This window comes from Bacillus sp. T3 (assembly GCF_033449965.1).
GTDB lineage: Bacteria > Bacillota > Bacilli > Bacillales > Cytobacillaceae > Bacillus_BU.
In genome coordinates this window covers 4,036,292-4,053,902 of record NZ_CP137761.1, presented here as the reverse complement: position 1 = coordinate 4,053,902, position 17,611 = coordinate 4,036,292, and the positions used below count along the sequence as shown (strand labels likewise).

General features: G+C 36.8%; 16 protein-coding genes and 2 pseudogenes. 6 read left to right on the top strand and 12 right to left on the bottom strand.

What is annotated here, in order from left to right; translation table 11 throughout:
* Positions 1-100: 100 nt before the first annotated feature.
* A pseudogene (locus RGF10_RS20700) lies at positions 101-665 on the top strand (FAD-dependent oxidoreductase).
* A 103-nt stretch (positions 666-768) separates the two neighbouring features.
* Here the strand turns inward: RGF10_RS20700 and RGF10_RS20695 are convergent.
* From RGF10_RS20695 to RGF10_RS20685, 3 genes are all read right to left on the bottom strand, one after another.
* Positions 769-1,767, bottom strand: coding sequence for an inorganic phosphate transporter (locus tag RGF10_RS20695; protein WP_318505419.1), 999 nt, complete (start codon positions 1,765-1,767; stop codon positions 769-771).
* A gap of 15 nt (positions 1,768-1,782) precedes the next feature.
* Positions 1,783-2,400, bottom strand: a complete 618-nt coding sequence (locus RGF10_RS20690; protein WP_318505416.1) for a DUF47 domain-containing protein — start codon at positions 2,398-2,400, stop codon at positions 1,783-1,785.
* A gap of 276 nt (positions 2,401-2,676) precedes the next feature.
* Positions 2,677-3,597, bottom strand: coding sequence for an RluA family pseudouridine synthase (locus tag RGF10_RS20685; protein WP_318505414.1), 921 nt, complete (start codon positions 3,595-3,597; stop codon positions 2,677-2,679).
* A 149-nt stretch (positions 3,598-3,746) separates the two neighbouring features.
* Here RGF10_RS20685 and RGF10_RS20680 point away from each other — a divergent pair, with 149 nt between their 5' ends.
* On the top strand, positions 3,747-4,139 hold the full coding sequence (locus tag RGF10_RS20680) for a DUF5365 family protein (RefSeq protein WP_318505412.1): 393 nt from the start codon (positions 3,747-3,749) through the stop codon (positions 4,137-4,139).
* A 30-nt stretch (positions 4,140-4,169) separates the two neighbouring features.
* Here RGF10_RS20680 and RGF10_RS20675 read toward each other — a convergent pair whose 3' ends face one another.
* Together RGF10_RS20675 and RGF10_RS20670 are read right to left on the bottom strand one after the other, a co-directional pair.
* The gene (locus tag RGF10_RS20675; RefSeq protein ID WP_318505410.1) at positions 4,170-4,637 is read right to left on the bottom strand and encodes a thioredoxin family protein; all 468 of its coding nucleotides are present in this window, start codon (positions 4,635-4,637) and stop codon (positions 4,170-4,172) included.
* The gene (locus tag RGF10_RS20670) at positions 4,637-5,077 is read right to left on the bottom strand and encodes a disulfide formation protein C (protein WP_318505409.1); all 441 of its coding nucleotides are present in this window, start codon (positions 5,075-5,077) and stop codon (positions 4,637-4,639) included. The genes RGF10_RS20675 and RGF10_RS20670 overlap by 1 nt, the downstream gene beginning before the upstream one ends.
* A gap of 262 nt (positions 5,078-5,339) precedes the next feature.
* Between RGF10_RS20670 and RGF10_RS20665 the strand changes: the two are divergent.
* Positions 5,340-7,086, top strand: a pseudogene (locus tag RGF10_RS20665) (phospho-sugar mutase).
* 64 nt (positions 7,087-7,150) lie between these two features.
* On the opposite strand, the gene RGF10_RS20660 reads toward RGF10_RS20665, so the two are convergent.
* The gene (locus RGF10_RS20660; RefSeq protein WP_318505407.1) at positions 7,151-7,405 is read right to left on the bottom strand and encodes a YhdB family protein; all 255 of its coding nucleotides are present in this window, start codon (positions 7,403-7,405) and stop codon (positions 7,151-7,153) included.
* Positions 7,406-7,570: 165 nt separating this feature from the next.
* Between RGF10_RS20660 and RGF10_RS20655 the strand changes: the two genes are divergently transcribed.
* On the top strand, positions 7,571-8,557 hold the full coding sequence (locus RGF10_RS20655; protein WP_318505406.1) for a M14 family zinc carboxypeptidase: 987 nt from the start codon (positions 7,571-7,573) through the stop codon (positions 8,555-8,557).
* A gap of 106 nt (positions 8,558-8,663) precedes the next feature.
* Complete coding sequence (locus tag RGF10_RS20650; protein WP_318505404.1) at positions 8,664-10,076, top strand: SpoVR family protein; 1,413 nt, start codon at positions 8,664-8,666, stop codon at positions 10,074-10,076.
* A gap of 167 nt (positions 10,077-10,243) precedes the next feature.
* Here RGF10_RS20650 and RGF10_RS20645 read toward each other — a convergent pair whose 3' ends face one another.
* The gene (locus RGF10_RS20645; protein WP_318505402.1) at positions 10,244-12,064 is read right to left on the bottom strand and encodes an APC family permease; all 1,821 of its coding nucleotides are present in this window, start codon (positions 12,062-12,064) and stop codon (positions 10,244-10,246) included.
* 221 nt (positions 12,065-12,285) lie between these two features.
* Between RGF10_RS20645 and RGF10_RS20640 the strand changes: the two genes are divergently transcribed.
* Entirely contained in the window at positions 12,286-12,888 is a 603-nt protein-coding gene (locus RGF10_RS20640) for an undecaprenyl phosphate transporter UptA (RefSeq protein ID WP_318505400.1), read from the top strand.
* 50 nt (positions 12,889-12,938) lie between these two features.
* Here RGF10_RS20640 and RGF10_RS20635 read toward each other — a convergent pair whose 3' ends face one another.
* The 5 genes from RGF10_RS20635 to RGF10_RS20615 form a co-directional block, all read right to left on the bottom strand.
* Positions 12,939-13,493: an ATP-binding protein gene (locus tag RGF10_RS20635; RefSeq protein ID WP_318505399.1), complete on the bottom strand. Its 555-nt coding sequence runs from the start codon at positions 13,491-13,493 to the stop codon at positions 12,939-12,941.
* Between the two features lie 190 nt (positions 13,494-13,683).
* Complete coding sequence (locus RGF10_RS20630) at positions 13,684-15,033, bottom strand: hemolysin family protein (protein WP_318505397.1); 1,350 nt, start codon at positions 15,031-15,033, stop codon at positions 13,684-13,686.
* A 60-nt stretch (positions 15,034-15,093) separates the two neighbouring features.
* Positions 15,094-15,495, bottom strand: coding sequence for a MerR family transcriptional regulator (locus RGF10_RS20625; protein ID WP_318509625.1), 402 nt, complete (start codon positions 15,493-15,495; stop codon positions 15,094-15,096).
* A gap of 204 nt (positions 15,496-15,699) precedes the next feature.
* Positions 15,700-16,248 (bottom strand): GNAT family N-acetyltransferase, encoded by a 549-nt coding sequence (locus RGF10_RS20620; protein WP_318505395.1) that lies wholly within the window; start codon positions 16,246-16,248, stop codon positions 15,700-15,702.
* Between the two features lie 52 nt (positions 16,249-16,300).
* Positions 16,301-17,440 (bottom strand): histidine kinase N-terminal domain-containing protein, encoded by a 1,140-nt coding sequence (locus tag RGF10_RS20615; protein WP_318505393.1) that lies wholly within the window; start codon positions 17,438-17,440, stop codon positions 16,301-16,303.
* Positions 17,441-17,611: the final 171 nt, after the last annotated feature.

Sequence of the window (17,611 nt, the reverse complement as noted above, 5' to 3'; positions counted from 1 at the left end):
TAGAAGTTACTCTTTTTTAAGCAGATGGTTTTACAATTCATTTTAATTAATTTAAAGTTATGATTATCAAATAATTTCCATTAACCTAGGAGGTATAAATATGTATGAAATTGCGATTATCGGTGCTGGTCCAGCTGGAGCAAGTGCGGCACTATTTGCAGCAAAGGCTGGGAAAAAGACACTTTTACTAGATCACGGAAAAAGCATGACAGCTCGGGCTTGGATGGAAAATCATTACGGTGTGGACGCCATTTCCGGTCCAGGATTTACTTCAAGTTGGACAAGATCAGGCTAAAAAATTTGGGGCTGAGTATAAACAAGAGCAAGTGAGTGGTGTAACGGAAGACAATGGAAATTATACAATTCAAACAGAGCAGGGGACATACAATGCGCAGCATGTCATTCTAGCAACAGGTGCTTTAACGGATTTAGCTGAAAAAATTGGTGTGGCCACTAAGCCAGGCACAGAGCCAAGAATAAAAACAGTAGTGGATGTTGACCAATCTGGTAAAACGAACAAAAAGAATATTTGGGCAGCTGGTACTTTAGCAGGAGTTAGTGTTCATACAATCATTACAGCTGGGGATGGAGCAAAGGTAGCCATTAACGTAATCAGTGAACTAAATGGAACACGTTATGTCGATCATGATGTATTAAAAAAATAAGCAGAATAAAAGGGGCTCCATCTTTTAGGTGGAACCCCTTAACATTTGACCCAGTATAAAAAATGCTTAGCGACTAAGGAATCGCTAAGCATTTTAATTTTAATTAAAAGAATAAGCTTAATACATAGTAGCTAATTGCAGCAATTAATGCTGATATTGGTAATGTAATGACCCATGTAACCAGCATTCGCTGTGCTGTACCCCATTTTACTCCTTTGAGACGGTGTGATGAACCTACACCTAAGATTGAAGAGGAGATAACATGCGTTGTACTAACAGGAAGGTGAATATAAGTTGCACCAAAAATAATCATTGCCCCTGTTAAATCGGCAGCAACCCCGTTAACAGGACGGATTTTCATTATCTTGCCACCAACCGTTTTAATAATTTTCCAGCCACCAATCGATGTTCCTAGCCCCATCGCAATCGCACAGGAGACTTGAACCCATAATTGAATATCATCGGTTTGTTGGTAATTATTTGCGATCAGTGCCATCGTAATAATCCCCATTGCTTTTTGTGCATCATTTGTACCATGTGTATATGCCTGTAATGCAGCAGTGAAAATCTGGAATATCCGAAAATTTCGATTAGTTTTGGTTAAGTTGAGATTCTTAAAGACCACTTTAAAGATACTGTAGACGACATAGCCGACAACAAAAGCTAGGATTGGCGATAAAATCAAAGCCTCAATAATTTTCAAGAATCCAGCGTAATGTAACACACCTAATCCTGCAGAAGCAATCGCAGCACCTGCAATGGAACCGATCAGTGCATGGGATGAGCTACTAGGAATACCATAATACCATGTTAATAGGTTCCAAAAGATAGCGGCAATCAGTGCAGCTAGAATAACAAGGGAACCATTTTGAAGCGTGAATGGATCGACAATATCCTTTGTAATTGTTTTGGCAACTCCAGTAAAGGAGATTGCACCAAGGAAGTTCATGACAGCTGCTAATACAATCGCATGTCTCGGTTTTAATGCCTTTGTCGAAACCGATGTCGCGATAGCATTCGCTGTATCATGGAACCCATTGATAAAATCAAATGAAAGGGCCCCGACAACGATAAGAATCGTAAGTACTAACATTGAATCCATAAAATTCTAGGCTCCTTATGCATTTTTCATAATAATGGTTTCAAGTGTATTGGCAACACTTTGACAGTAATCAGCGATATCTTCAAGGTTTTCATAAATCTCTTTATATTGAATAATCCGGATTGGATCCTTTTCTGTAGCAAATAAATGCTTAATTGATTGACGTAAAATCCCATCACATTTTGATTCATAATCTTTAATCTTGATAGCGTGGTCACGAATGTTAAGCAGCTTTTTTGTAGACAATAAATCGACTGCTTTATCAATCTCAATCGCAGCACCACGGATGGAATCCACGAATTTAACCATAAAATCATCAGCTTGGGTGATAGAGTACATTTCAAAAAGCGCAGCTGTCGCTTCGATTCCGTCAAGGACGTCATCCATACTCATCGCTAAGTGGAGAATATCTTCACGTTCTATTGGTGTGATGAAGGCGTTATTTAAATCCACTGTTACCTCATGAATGAATGAGTCACCTTTTGTTTCGTATTCCTTCATTTTCTCAGAGAAAACTTTTAAATCACTTACATTTTTAAGCTTATAGTCAGCGAAAAAATCAGCACTCTCTTTTAAATTAGCGGAAATATTACTTAAAATAACTGCGAATTTGTCCTTCTTTTTAAAAGCCATGGTTGAACCCCCATTATTTTTTAACGAAATTTTAAAAAAATCTCAACCGAAATATTGTATCCGAAAAATGTCGAAATTGAAAAGAGTGTGTTAATAAAATTTACAAAAACTTAATATTTCTTTCGAATGTAAAGGAATTGTAAAGGTGAACGTTACCTCAAGAAATTACTATTATGTTTTCCAAAACAGGAAGTAAATATGAAAAGGAATCTATCTAAAAATAAACCTCATTGAAAGAAAAACCGACACGAAAGACTTAATGTGTCGGTTGCACAATCATTTCATTAATTGAAAAGAATCGGGAGGAAAAATGGCTGGGTTGTCTAAAAAAGGAGCGTGACATTCCACTTTCTCCGCAGTAAAAGGGTGGACGAAGGCTAGCTTGGCTGCATGGAGCGCTTGCCTTGTTAAGGTTGTTTTTTCTCCATATAAGTGATCACCGATAAGTGGAAAACCAATGCTGCTAAGATGAACACGAATTTGATGAGTGCGCCCTGTTTCTAAACTGCATTGGATTAATGAACAATTTGTTTTTGGAAATATTTTTAAGACTTGGTAATGGGTGACCGCTTTTTGACCGGTTGGTGATACTCTTCTTTTCGTTGGATGATGACGGTCTCGTCCAATTGGTTCATTTATTGTTCCTCTTTTTTTCTTTATCAATCCGCTAACTAAGGCTAAGTATGTTCTTTGTATTTTCCTTTCCTCAAGCATTCGATCTAAAATTGATCCTACAAAGCCGTGTTTGGCAAAAAGAACTGCCCCAGTGGTGTCTTTATCTAGTCGGTGGATATGGATAACTTTACGAAATTCACCCTTTGATTGAAGATAAAATGCGACTGCATTGGCTAAAGTATTGGATTGACCAGGTTCATTAGGGTGAGTATCAAGTCCAGATGGTTTGTTGACAACAAGTAAATGATCATCCTCGAACAGGATGTCGATATCGATGTAGGATGGTATCACTCCAAATTCTTCATCTGAAAAAAACTTGATTTGGATGATGTCACCAAGGCAAAGTGGTTTTGACCAGATTGCGTGATCGCCATTAATAAGAATTCCTTTTTCCATTCTTAGCTGGTGTATTTGCTTTTTAGGTCCATTCCATACATCCCGAAGGATTTGGTCAATTGTGAGTCCATTCCATTCCTGGCTAACAATAGTTTCTAGCCATGGACCTTTACGCTGAAATTTCATATCATTACCTCCATGTAAGAACGATAAAATTATTGTAAAAATCGTTAAAAATTACCGTGACCGTGGGTATAATTACCACCATAAATCTTTTATTAATTATGCTATTCTTATTGTATCTGAAGAAAAGGTTTGTTAAAGGTGGTTTTTTTGTGAAGATTGTTTTTGCATCAACTCCCGGACAGGAAACAAAGGTACAGGAGCTTGTTCAATATTTTTATTCAAATATCTTTCCTCGCTTTTTTCATGATGATGAGATTAAGCGGTTTGAGCGGGAAAAAGTATTACAGCCAACTAGTAACTTTGAAGGTTTTGCAACGTTAAGAGATGCCTATCTCCTGATTACCTGTTTGCAAACGATTATCTCTATTTTAGAAACAGTTGAGCTACAAGATGAATACAAGGTCATTTTTGAAAAGAATGCGAGCATGCTTTTGGAAATGGGCATGCATTTTCCATTTTCGTATCATCACTTTCATCGAGAAACGATTAAGGTTGAAATGCTAAGTATCTATAGTCAACCAGCAAATCAATACTTAATATAAAAAGGCTGACATTGTCAGCCTTTCTTTGTATTATTTTGTATTTTGATTGAACCACGCTTCAAATACTTCCGGCTCATTATATCCTACTATTCTTGCCGTCTCTTTGCCAGCTTTAAACTGAACAATAGTAGGTGTTGATTCTAAGTTATAGTCATCCCAGCCCTGTTCAAACTCAAGTAAATTGTATTTTACTAAATTAATTCCCATATCTTCAACCAAAGGAACTAACTCAGGGGTGGTTCGCTGACAGTGTGTACAAGCGGGACTATAAAAATATACAGTAACATCTTCTTTATTATTGAGCTTTTTTTCTAATTCATCAGGTAGGATAAGATTTTGATAATTGGGATCGTCTAGCTGAGCGATTGTCTGTGGATCTAAAGTTTCTTTGTGATAAGGATTATCCTCAGCTTTTTCCTCGTTTTTTGAATTGGTTAAGAATGATATGGCTCCAAATATCGCGATGATAATAACTAAAAAAATAAGAACTTTCTTCATTATGATTGCTGCCCCCTTACTTGTTTCCATATCAACAAGCTACAAACGAAAATTGTCACAAACGCAACCAGTGCCAAAAACGGGATTGTCACAAATCCAAACCAATTGATGTATTGACCTGTACAGGGAATTCTTCCGCAACTTACTGCATTATCAGCCATAAACGGAATTTTTTGGATTGAATAATGATACAGTGAAATTAGTGCGCCAATGGCTGATAATATCATTGTATAAAAGGAAATCCGTTCATCCTTTTTTACTACTGCGATTCCTAAAATAATGACCATTGGATACATGAGTATTCTTTGATACCAACAAAGTTCGCAAGGTTCAAATTTTTGGACCTCCGAAAAATAGAGACTGCCAAGCATTGCAATCACCGATGCAGCCCAAGCGGTAAATAGCAGTGTTTCGCGTTGTTTTGTCTGATTATTATTCATTTATCTTACTCCTGTCCTATGCTTTATCAATGATTATAGGGGGAATTTGGTTTGATTGTAAAATAAATTGTCTTGAATTCAAATATTTTATTTTACTATTTTTAGGAGATTTAATTGATATATTGTTTCGATGGGGAAAGATAATTATAATAATATAGGGAATTCCTTCGAGATTTGTCATAATAACTCGGAAGGTATTTAAAGGAGTATGGGGGAAAATAGCGAACATAATACTTGTAATACATAAATTGGAGGTCGTTTTATGGATTGGAGAGAAAAAGCAGCAAAGTGGCTAAACGAAGAAAACTTAGATCAAGAAATAAGAGCACAACTTGAGGAAATGCAAAGCAATGAAAAAATCCTTGAGGATGCTTTTTATAAAGATTTAGAATTTGGAACAGGTGGTATGAGAGGCGTAATTGGTGCTGGTACGAATCGCATTAATCTCTATACAGTTCGAAAAGCTTCAGCAGGTTTGGCTTCATTTATTGAATCAAATGGAATTGAAGCAAAAAAACGTGGTGTAGCCATTGCATATGATTCTCGCCATAAGTCTCCTGAATTTGCAATGGAAGCAGCAAAAACGTTGGCATCTCGTGGAATCAAAACGTATGTATTTACTGAGCTAAGACCAACACCAGAATTGTCTTTTGCCGTTCGTCATTTAAACGCATTTGGTGGAATTGTTATTACCGCAAGCCACAACCCACCTGAATATAACGGTTATAAAGTTTACGGTTCCGGATGGAGGGCAGCTTCCACCTGAAAGTGCGGATGAAGTGATTGCAAAAGTAAACGAAATCGACAATGAATTGGCGATTGAGGTAGTTGACGAGAAAGTCTTAATTGACCAAGGCTTGATCGTTCTGATTAATGAGGAAGTGGACAAAGCTTATTTAGAAAATTTACTTACTATTTCTGAAAATCCAACAATCGCACAAGACTCCGATGTGAAAATTGTCTTCACGCCATTGCATGGTACAGCTAATATTCCTGCACGAAATGCATTGTCGGCAATGGGCTATAAAAACGTGACAATCGTAAAAGAGCAGGAGCTTCCAGATCCAGAGTTTTCAACAGTCAAAAGTCCAAATCCTGAAGAGCATGCAGCGTTTGAACTTGCGATTAAAGAAGGAGAAAAGATTGGTGCGGACCTTTTAATTGCGACAGATCCTGATGCGGACCGCTTAGGAATTGCTGTTAAAGATGATCAAGGTCAATATGTTGTATTAACAGGAAACCAAACAGGTGCAATTCTTTTACATTACATTCTTTCACAGAAAAAAGAAAAGGGCACCTTACCAGCAAATGGAGTTGTGTTAAAAACGATTGTTACATCTGAGATTGGTAAGACAATTGCAACGGCATACGGACTTGATACAATCGATGTCTTAACTGGCTTTAAGTTTATTGCTGAAAAAATTAAGGAATATGAAACAACAGGTCAATATAAGTTTTTATTTGGATATGAAGAAAGCTATGGCTATTTAATTAGTGATTTCGCACGGGATAAAGATGCAATTCAAGCAGTGTTATTGGCGGCTGAAGTTTGCGCTTATTACAAGGAAAAAGGCATGTCCTTATATGATGCATTAATATCAATTTTTGAAACATATGGTTTTTATCGTGAAGGGCTTCGTTCTTTAACATTAAAAGGCAAGGAAGGTACAGAACGAATCCAACAAACGCTTGCAGCATTCCGCTCCAACCCGCTTACACAACTAGGTAATGTTAAAGTTGCAGTGTCAGAAGATTATTTACTCGGCATTAGAACAAAGGCTGATGGTAGTACGGAAACCATCGACCTTCCTAAATCCAATGTGATTAAATATCTTTTTGAGGATGGTTCATGGGTATGCTTGCGTCCTTCAGGAACAGAACCAAAAATTAAATTTTATTTTGGCATTAATGCGGAAACGCTTGAAGCAAGTAAGCAAAAGTTGGAAGAAGTAGAAAAGGCATTCATGGAACTTGTTGAAAAGAAAATGAATGAAACAGTCGTGCAATAAGACTGGTGAAAAACAGAACGGCATCCATAAAAAATGGATGCCGTTTTTTTGTGGAATTCTTTACTTAGTTCAGTTGATAGGCAGGACTGTCTAAAACAAATGCTGCTGCAGTTTCATTTGCATGATCGATGTATCTCAGTAAAGAATACAATTCTTTTTCAATCATCGTGTAGTCATGCTCAAAATGATAGGCGTGCAAGAAATGCTCGATTTTTTTCGAAAGAAATTGGTCTTTTGTGCGCACCATTAATAGTAGTAAGTTATCCCATTGTGACCGATGCGTATAATATAGCGCTCGGTCGTAATCCACTTTATTCATTATGTTCTCCTCCTTATTAGGAGTTGCAATTAGTTTATGACGATCTCAGGAAAAGTTCCTCTGTAAATATTGGAGTAGTTGGAACTTACGTATGGAGATATGCACCAGCATAAATTAACATAGCTGTGGAAATTTAAAATAAACAACGAAAAAAAGGAGTAGCGAATGAGGAAAAAAATCTCAATATTTTTTGTTGGATTAGTCCTGTTTCTTGCTCCAAGCATTGGATTTGCACAGCACATTAAACATAATAACGACTATACGTATGAACAGCTTGAAAAAGATTTAAATACGTTAAAACGGAAATACCCTGAAGCAATCTCAATCCAAAAAATCGGTCTTAGTGAGCTTGGGCGAAATATATGGGCTGTTAAACTCGGGAAAGGGAAAAGAGGTATTTTGTTAATCGGGACCCACCATGGCAGAGAATGGTTAACGACTATGCTTTTAATGACCATGATGGAGAAGTATGCAGCTGGGTATCAGCAAAATGAAGCCTTTGGGCCTTATTCGACGAGAATTTTTGATGATATAGCAATTTGGTTTGTGCCGATGCTAAACCCGGATGGTGTGGAAATCCAGCAAAAAGGACTAGGTGGGGTTCCTAACAAAATGCAGGATAACATTTTTGAAATGAATGGATATTCTCCTGATTTTACGAAATGGAAAGCTAATGGTGTTGGGGTTGATTTGAATCGGCAGTATCCGGCAGGCTGGAGAGAACTGAGAGGCGTTCCCTTTCCGTGGTATCAATTTTATAAAGGAAAGGCTCCAATCCAAGCAAGTGAAATAAAGGCGATTACTTCTTTTACAATGAAAGTTAGCCCGATGATAGCCGTTTCTTACCATTCATCTGGAAGGGAAATATTCTGGAATTTCCAAAATGGTAGTCAGGTTCAACGAGATCAATATTTTGCCGAAAAAGTGTCTCTTCTAACAGGTTATAAGCTAGGAATGCCAGAGGAGAACGCAGTAGGAGCGGGATTTACGGATTGGTTTATTACAACCTTTCATAAACCGGGAATGACGATAGAAATTTGTCCTTTAGTCGAAGAAACTAGTCCACCATTATCTTCTTTTCAGGAAGAATGGACTCGAAATAAATTAGTTGGGCTCATGCTTGCAGTTGAAGCAAAAAAGAGAATACCTTAAAATTTCTAAGCTTTTTCTATTAAAATAAACAACTCTGTGAAATCAATCTCATCTTTCCCATTTTTCAGTCATACATTGTGTTAAGGAGGAAGAAGGGGAGAGAGCTTTGAACGATAGTGAACGCAAGGCATTGGAGTATTCGATTGGGGAAATCACTGAAATTGCTAAAGGGTTTGGATTAGACTTTTACCCAATGCGCTACGAAATTTGCCCTTCAGAAATCATCTACACCTTTGGAGCATATGGAATGCCAACTAGATTTTCACATTGGAGCTTCGGGAAGCAATTCTATAAAATGAAGCTTCATTATGATTTTGGCTTATCAAAAATTTATGAACTGGTCATTAATTCAGATCCTTGTTACGCCTTTTTACTTGATTCGAATACGCTAATCCAGAACAAATTAATTGTCGCTCATGTTCTCGCACATTGTGATTTTTTCAAAAATAATATTCGGTTCCAAAATACAAAACGCGACATGGTTGAAAGCATGGCTGCCACAGCTGACCGAATTCGCAAGTACGAAATTTTATATGGTAAACACGATGTTGAAACTTTCTTAGACGCTGTTTTAGCGATTGAGGAACATATTGATCCATCGTTAATGCGACCAAAGTTGGCTTGGTCGATGGAGGATGAACTGGAGGAAAGTGCAGAGCAACCAAACTTAAGTCCATATGATGATTTATGGAACCTCGATGGAAGAAATGAGAAAAAAGTAGAGTCAAAAAAGGTCCATAAATTTCCGCCAAGGCCGGAAAAGGACTTGCTTCTTTTTATTGAGAGCTATAGCAGAGAGCTAAAGGAATGGCAACGCGATATTTTAACGATGATGCGGGAAGAGATGCTTTATTTTTGGCCGCAGCTCGAAACAAAAATCATGAATGAAGGCTGGGCCTCCTATTGGCATCAACGAATTCTTCGAGAAATGGAATTAACACCTGGTGAGGCAATTGAGTTTGCAAAACTCAATGCAGGGGTCGTTCAGCCATCACGAACAGGAATCAATCCTTATTATTTGGGATTGAAGGTATTGGAGGATATTGAAGAGCGCTACAATAATCCAAGTGAAGAAATGATTAGACGTGGAGCAAAACCGAATGCAGGGCGTGAAAAGCTGTTTGAGGTTCGCGAAATTGAATCTGATATTTCTTTTCTTCGTAATTATTTAACAAAGGATCTCGTTACAAGAGAGGATATGTACTTGTTTCAGAAGCAAGGAAAGGATTACAAAATTGTTGATAAGCAATGGGAGCATGTTCGCGATCAACTTGTTAATATGAGGGTAAACGGGGGATTCCCGTATATCACAGTCAATGATGGGGATTTTGGCAGAAATGGAGAATTATATTTAAAGCATTGGTTCGAGGATGTAGAGCTAGACGTTAAATATTTAGAGAAGGTGTTACCGTATATTTATCAGTTATGGGGAAGAAGTGTTCATATGGAAACGCTGATTGAGGGAAGAACGATGCTCTACTCTTACGATGGGAAAGGGATTCACCGGAAATATTTATAACTGATCGGAGAGTGCCCTATTGTAACGGGTTGCTCTCTTTTTTTACTTAATAGTGGAACTTGGCAAATTGCCATTTTCCATGAAGCGGAGAAGAAGAGCCCTCACACTGTCTGTTTTGTTAGGAATTAAGCTCTTGGCTCTTTTGGGAAAGTCCGCTCTAAAAAATCTTACTCCCGTAAATGAAAAGGCAAAGTAGCGACAACAATATCCTTTTTCCAAATTAAATAGAATCTCAAGTATGCGGCTGTTTGGTTATGCAATAAGATATGCCACCACTTTTTTGTAATAAATTGTGGCATTAAGATGGTCACAAAGGTTCCAATCGGATGATTTTCTGGCTTGTTTAAATAATCTAGCAGTGGATGCAGGATTGTCCGAAAAGGTGAATAAACGACCTCAAGTTTAACATCAGGATACCATTTTTGCCACTTTTCCCTAAGTTCTTGCTCCTGAGTTGAATTAAACACGACCGAAAAAACAGTAATATCCGAAGAAATACATTTTGCATAAGCAATTGATTGGTCAACAGTTTTGCTGATTCCTGAAATGGGAATGATGACATGAGTCGGTGGTGAAAAATTGTCCAATTTCGTTTCAAGCTTCAGCTGCTTACCAAGCGTCACATAATGTTCTCTTATATTTTTAAATATAAAAACTAGTACCGGAATAGCAATTAGGACGATCCAGGCGCCAGATGTAAATTTGGCAACGGCTGTAATAATTGTTACTAAACCAGTTGTAATGGTTCCGACTGCAATCGCTATAATTTCATAAAAGCGATGCTTCTCGAACCATAGCTTTTTGACTAATCCGTACTGTCCAATAGTAAAAGAAAGAAATACACCAACCGCATACAGCGGAATCAATGAATGGGTGTTCCCTGAAAAAACAATGACCAGGACAATCGCAAGAAAACTAAGCAAAATAATGCCATTGGAATAAACAAGTCGGTCACCCCTAGCTGCTAAACTGCGTGGAAGATAGCCATCCTTTGCAATAATGGATACGAGCTGTGGGAAGCCGGCGAAGCTAGTATTGGCTGCTAAAACTAAAATGAGCATCGTCACAATTTGAAAGAAAACATAAAAGACTCCATCTCCAAAAACACTAGCGGCAAGTTGGGAAATTACGGTTTTACTATTATCAGGAACAATCCCAAATCCTGCTGAAAGAAGAGTAATCCCAGCAAACATAATTGCAAGTATCAATGACATTGCAATTAATGTAATCGCAGCATTTTTTGCACTATTCTTGCGAAATGAGGGGACTCCGTTGCTGATTGCCTCGACACCGGTCATTGCTGAGCATCCAGAAGAAAAAGCCCGAGCAATAATATACAAGAGTCCAGCCGTTGACGTTTGTTCAAGTGTATGTTGTTGGGGGATTTGTGCGTATCCAGTCGATCCATTTAGTAGAAGATGAATCCCACCAACAACGAGCAGTCCCATGACAGAGATGACAAACATGTAAGTAGGGTAGGCAAAAACTGTTGCTGATTCTCGAATGCCTCTTAGGTTTAAAATCATTAAAACGATAATAATTAAAATAGCCAGTTCGACCCGGAATGGAATCAGGCCAGGGAATGCAGAGAGCAACGCGGCAACTCCTGAAGAAATACTTACCGCAACTGTTAACACGTAATCGATCATTAGAGCGGAGCCAGCCACAAGACTGGTGTTGGTGCTAATATGCTCTCGTGCGACTACGTAGGCACCTCCGCCAGTTGGAAATGCATAAATAATATGACGGTAACTTATTGTGACAATTAATAATAATCCCAATATTGCCATGGAAATGGGAATAGAGTAATAGTAGGCGCTAACACCTATGAGGGAAAGAACTAATAAAATTTCCTCTGTTGCATAGGCAACGGATGATAGGGCATCAGAAGAGAAGACTGCTAGTGCTTTCCATTTTGGTATTTTTTCTTCTGACAGCTTAGTAGATTCCATTGGTTGTCCAATTAGCATTCGTTTAAATAATGCCATGACAAAAAGCCCCCTGTATTCCAATTGATTCTATTTTTTTACTATAATGATACTCCTGGAAAATTAGAATGTAAATTTTGAATATAGACATTATATATTGGCCTTTCGTTTAGCCACTTTATAAAAATATAGGATGATAATGTTGCAGTTATAAAATTACCGCTGTAAACTGAACATATTGGACAAAATGGACAAAACTAAATCAAATGATGGGTGATACAATGGCAGATTTTGTTTTAACGATTTTAATGGCTTTAACAGATTTAGGCTATGTTGGAATCGCACTTGGCTTAATGATTGAAATTATTCCAAGTGAAATTGTACTTGGATATGGTGGATATATGATTTCGCTCGGGAAAATTTCGTGGGTTGGTGCTGTGCTTGCTGGAACTATTGGTGGCACACTTGCACAATTATTCCTTTATTGGTTAGGTTACTACGGTGGGAGACCTGTTTTGGAGAAGTACGGAAAATATATTTTAATTAATAAAAAACAAATCGATTTATCTGAGGAATGGTTTAAAAAGTATGGAACAGGGGTTATTTTTACAGCGCGTTTTATACCCGTAGTACGCCATGCTATTTCAATTCCAGCTGGTATTGCAAAGATGTCTGCAGCTAAATTTACTTTCTATACGGTTGCAGCGATTATTCCATGGACTATTTTGTTTTTATATCTAGGGTCTGTATTAGGAGAGAACTGGGCACATATTAAAGAATTTGCACAGCCGTATGTTATGCCAGCGATTATCGGGGCAGTTGTTCTTGGTGGTTTGTATTTCTTCGTGAAGAGAAGAATGAATGTGAATCCAGATTCATTATAAGATGGAAAAAGGCTGACTCGATTGCTCGAGGTCAGCCTTTTTTTATGTTTTTATATAGTGTTTGCTTTTAATCCGGATGCTTTTGGAATGATTAACGAGAAGCTTGTTCCTTGGCTGGGATTGCTAATAACCTCAATTTTTCCCTTCATCGACCCCATCTTATTGGTTGTTAGGATTGATTTGCTCATTCCTTTAATTTGTTCCTTCGTTAAAGCCCTTCCATTATGTTCGATCACAATGAGGATCGAAGAGAGCATTTCATGAACAGCTATTTCAATACTTCCGGTTTGTGATGCTTCCAGTCCATCTTTCACAAGATCAATTAATAAATGATGAAATTTGTGTTTGTTCCCTTTGATAAAAATGTTTTGTTCTAAAGTCGAATAATATTTAATATGAATATTTTCCCAATCTGTACTTGAGTGAACGGATTGAATGACTGTGTCTAACTCTTTATCAACATCTAACAAACTTTGATCACCGTCAATAACTTGTGCTAAGGTCAAATTTTGTCTTTTTTTATAGTAATAGCTAAAAAGTGCAAGTATGATGATGAAAAACAAGGATAACCATAATTCAATCGGGAATTTTTCGATTACATTCAATTATGATAGCCTCCTTTAAATGGAATGAATAGTACTATTGTAATAGAAATAAAAAAATTCGTCTGCCAACTTTGTCACAATGTTGTAAAAAAAATAACTGAATTTGTTCAATATGTTTTATTGTTATAGCTATGTTAGGTAAATAGGAAGTGATAAAGGCAAAAAAAAGGCTGACTTTTTAAGTCAACCTTTAGGACAGTACTTGTGTTTCTGTGATCGGCATTTTTGAAATGGATTCACCCATTGCTACTAGCTTGGTAATTTCCACATATTTAATGTGGTGATCTTCCATTTCTTGAATTTTAAAGCTATATTGTTCAAAGAAGACGGTGTCGCCTTCTTTCGCTTCATAATTTTCAGTAAGAATCCAACCACCAATTGTATCAACATCTTCATCGTCTATTTCTAGTCCAAGTATATCGTTCACTTCACTTACTAGTACCTTTGCGTCCATAATGTAGTGCTGATCATTGAGTTTTTGGATCATTGGTACTTCATCCATATCAAACTCGTCACGAATTTCGCCGACGATTTCCTCTAAAATATCTTCAACCGTAACAAGTCCTGATGTACCACCATATTCATCCATCAAAATAGCTAAATGGATGCGGTCCTTTTGCATCTTGACTAAGAGATCATGGATTGGAATCGAATCGATTACGCGAATGATTGGTCTGATATAGGATTCAAGTGTTCGAGCAGCATTTTCTCTATTTGTAATAATATCGGTCATAATTTCCTTGATATTGACCATTCCAATAATGTGGTCCTTATCACCGTCAATAATCGGATATCTAGTGAATTTTTCTGCATGTGCCACCTGTAAAAAGGTTTCTAATGTATCTTCCTTTGATAGCGAAATGATTTCTGTTCTAGGAACCATGATTTCCTTGGCAATTCGATTGTCAAATTCAAATATTTTATTTACATATTTAAACTCTGACTGGTTAATTTCGCCACTTTTATAGCTTTCCGACAAGATGATCCGAAGTTCTTCTTCTGTATGAGCCAGTTCGTGTTCTGAAACCTGCTTTAAGCCGAACATTTGTGTTGTAACACGGGCTGCGCCATTAAGAGCCCAAATGAAAGGATACATCACTTTATAAAACATGATGAGGGGCTGAGCTACGGCTAAACTGACAAATTCGGCTTTTTGAATCGCTAATGTTTTCGGTGCCAGCTCTCCTACGACAACATGTAAGAATGTGACCACTGAGAAGGCGATAACAAGTGCAATTACATGTGTAATAGAGCTGGGAATATTGATTCCTTGTAATAAAGGGCTGATTAAATGCTCAATTGTTGGTTCACCAAGCCAACCAAGTCCGAGAGCCGTAATCGTTATTCCGAGCTGACAAGCCGATAAATATTCATCCAAATTTGAAATGATTTTTTTTGTAACAATAGCATTCTTGTTTCCTTCTTCAATCAATTGGTCGATTCGAGAACTTCTGATTCTAATAATGGCAAATTCACTTGCCACAAAAAATGCCGTTAAAGCAATTAAAATGGCTATTAAAACCAAGTTTAATATGTCCAAATAATTTTCCTTAGCTCGCTTCTTAACGAGTAAGGAGTCACCTCCCAGTTTGTAAAAAAATTAACTTGTTAAACTCAAAAGGGATTGCATTAAGGCTGAGCTTTCCATCGTCAGCCTTTTGGATAGGTCGCTTTTTTGCTGCTCCTCAAGCTGTTGAATTAATGGTAAAATCGCCGTAATCTCGGTGCGAAGGAGCTGAATTTGCTTTGTTACTTCACCAATATGCTTCTCTACCTCTGAGTGCTGAAGAACGTTTGATTTATTTATTTCTAATTTTCTCTTAATCTCTTCCAGAGGAAGATGAACTTTTTTGCATTCTTCAATAAACTTTAGATCAATTAATGCTTGTTCATTGTACATGCGGTAATTAGATCGTGAGCGTTCAGGTTTTAAGATTCCGAGACTTGTATAATAATCGATGGTTCTTTTTGAAACATTTGCAAGAAGTGCTAATTCACCGATCCGATAGAATGCCCCATCTTATCACCCCATTTTTAGTAATTTATGAATAATTATAGTGGATAGTAAACTGTACAGTCAAACGTTCTACTTTGTAAATGATTTAATAATAGTTTATGATAAAAAGATTTTTATATGAATAAAATGAAAAAAAAGCACAGGAATACCCATGTGCTTATGTATTGTTTGTCTTTTTTGACATTTAAGTTAACCTTGTTTAGTCCATTCCTTATTTAACATGCTGTAGATTATTAAATTATGATACGAATAATGTAATCTTTCTCCATCCCGTACGATACCTTCTTTTGTAAAACCTAGCCGTTCAGGTATCGCTCGGCTTTTTTGATTTTTTTGACCACAGCGAATTTCGATTCGATTTAAACCGAGATCATAAAATGCATAATTAAGCAAGGCATGAACTGACCGTGACATAATTCCGTGACCTTGAGCATGATTGGCGAGGAAGTAGCCCATGCTTGTTTGTGAATTATGCCAATCGATTTGGTGAAACCCGATAGAACCTACCAATACTCCATTGTAGCGAATTCCGGCATGAAATCCATTGTTATCGGCAAATTGCTTAAGCCACATTGGAATGATGGAATGATATTGAATTGGCGAAGTCATATTGTCTACCCATGGCAACCATTTTCGTAAATGCTCACGATTCTTGTCAACAAGAAGATATAATTCCTCTGCATGTTGAAGCTGAAATAATTGGAGTTCTATTTCTTGATCTACTTTTAATGTAAACATAAGCAACTCCTTCCTGAGCATGGGTTATACCTAATAAGGGAAGGAATGTCCCTTACTGTTCTTTTGATTTGGCGATTGGAAGGGTAATGATAAAGCTCGTTTGGTCAGGAATTGATTGACAAGCAAGCTTTCCTTTATGTTTTTCAATGATTTCCCTACAAACGAACAATCCAAGTCCTGTACCAAGCTTCTTTGTAGTGACAAATGGTTCGAATATGGTATTTAATTGTTGCTCGGGAATCATCGGCCCGTTATTAGAAACTAAGATTTTTACGAAGTCATTTTCAAGCTTGAACCCTTTGATTTGAATAGTTGGGTCAGCACGATACTGGCTTAATACATCTAATGCATTAAAGACAATATTTATGAATACTTGTCGAATTTCATCAGCATAACCATACAGCTCTATTTCTCCCACCAAATTTAAATTATTGAGGACCTTTACTTTGCTATCCAATATACTTGGGTACAGAAAGGATAGAACCTCCTCAACTAATGCATTTAAGGAAAAAGCTGTTTTTTCTTTGCCGATTACCTCTTTTTTCGACAAAAGTAAAAATTGGGATATTCGAAAGTTTAATTGTTCTAATTCACTTGAAATAATATCAAGGTATTTCATTTCCTTATATTCAGCTTTTAATAATTGGATGAACCCTTGTATGGACGTAAGTGGATTTCGAAATTCATGGACAAAACTAGAGGTCATTTGCCCTAGCAAAGTTAGACGGTCTTGATGAGTTGAATCAATAAATTGATTTTTTTCCTCAATGATTTTATCCTTTGCCTCGGTATAATGTGATACAGCATAATAGATAAATTTATCAAAAAAATTATTGATTTTGTTCATAGTAATGGCAAAATCTGTACACTGAACCTGAAAACTTAATAAATATTGAAATAGGACGGAGCGTCCGACATTAACGTTATAAACAAAATCACCGATATTGCTATTGGCCAGGACTCTTTCTTCGCCAACTTTATTGGCGATGAATCGTAAATAATCTTCTAGGTCATCACCGGATTTGGTTAACATACTAACAATCGTATGGTAAATAATTTCTCGATTTTGCTGTACCTTTTCTTTAAACGGATCCTGACTGGAAATAAGTAGTCTATTTTCCCATTCAGTAAAAATGCTATTCTTTTGATCTATAAAAAAATCGAGTAGTTTATTTTTTGGGGTAGCAATCATTTTTATGTCCCACCATTCTTCCTACAAAAGTCCAATAATTATGTTGTATTCGATAAAAAAAGACAAAATCCTTTTGAATTTTTGTAAAATTAAAAAAATGGGTATTTTTCACTAATACGAATCAATCATTTTTGTGATACAAAATAACTATTCACGAAATTGTTACATTTT